The organism is Pseudoalteromonas phenolica (genome assembly GCF_005876835.1).
GTDB classification, from domain to species: domain Bacteria; phylum Pseudomonadota; class Gammaproteobacteria; order Enterobacterales; family Alteromonadaceae; genus Pseudoalteromonas; species Pseudoalteromonas phenolica_B.
Genome location: NZ_PPSW01000083.1, coordinates 1 through 1143 on the forward strand (window position 1 = coordinate 1; position 1143 = coordinate 1143).

A 1143-nucleotide genomic window follows, 5' to 3' on the forward strand; every position below is an offset into this window, starting at 1 on the left:
CGAGAAGGTTCATATGTGTTAGGTTGCTTTTGCAGTTTAAACCCAATAAACACACAACTAATAAAGTACCCAGGCAATGCAACTAGTAAAAAAGATAATACAGGGCCTGGTCCATACTCACTAAATTTTACAAATTGAGATAAAAGTAGTTCAAACAAATAGATAAATGCAACAAATAAAATCAAGGTATAAAAACCAGATTTCGTTAATTGAGAACAGCTTTTTTCTTTGTATTTTTGAAAAATGAAATGCCAAACTATAAGAGTTGGAACACCAATTATTAAAAAGTAGAAAACCATGCCCGCAAAAATTAGCGGAATCCAAATTAACGAACCCTGATTGATTATCGGAACAGAGCTTAAGCAAATTGCTAAGAGTATAGCCCCCTTGAAAGATTCTTTAATGAATATTTTACGCTGCATTTTCCCCTGCAACCTAACGCCTCGTTAAGAGGCAAATAATATGTTGGCTAAAATAAGCGACGCAGGAGCAAAAGCCAACTGTTATTTGTCCTGCTTTAACGACTTGTTATAGGTAATTTACTCTACCACCGTACCATTTAACTTTAATGTAAACTCCAGCTCAATTATTTCCAGTGGAACATCACGGTAACCACCACTTTTAAAGCTATGAACTCCACTTTTAGTTGAAACATAATTGTAGCGCTTACCAAGCCAAGAAGTGACTTGACCTAATTCTGTTTTTTCAGTTTTGGATTCGTTCCGGTTCCATGTAATAGATATATCTTCCATTTGTATTTGAGAGTTTAGTTTAATAAGTTTTTCACAGTTAGGTAACTCTAGTTCAAATGCAATACCGGACTTATCGGAAACGGGCATATAACTTCGTTTATATTCTCCCGATTTTCCAACTTCTCTAGTTCTCCAGCTATTACCTCTTTCTGCGCACATAGAATCATAATATTTTTCACATTTAATCGAGTGAAATTTAGATTCTCCATTTGAGAATACAACCTCAAAACCCGACTCACCATCAATTGCCACAGATTCTCTTTCAAATTGAGAATCAACACACTCAATAACACCACATGAACTGGTGAGCACTAATACGAAAAAAAGGACTAAAAATCTCAATAGCTTCTCCATGCTGATTGATTACCTATAACGAGCCTGTAGAATTACT

Annotated in this window: 2 protein-coding genes; both read right to left on the bottom strand. The window is 35.1% G+C overall.

Features of this window, described 5'->3' with window-relative positions:
- A partial coding sequence (locus C1E24_RS20745; protein ID WP_138484808.1) for a hypothetical protein occupies positions 1-422 on the bottom strand: 422 nt, incomplete at its 3' end.
- Positions 423-539: 117 nt separating this feature from the next.
- The gene (locus C1E24_RS20750) at positions 540-1094 is read right to left on the bottom strand and encodes a hypothetical protein (RefSeq protein WP_138484810.1); all 555 of its coding nucleotides are present in this window, start codon (positions 1092-1094) and stop codon (positions 540-542) included.
- Between the last annotated feature and the right edge of the window lie 49 nt (positions 1095-1143).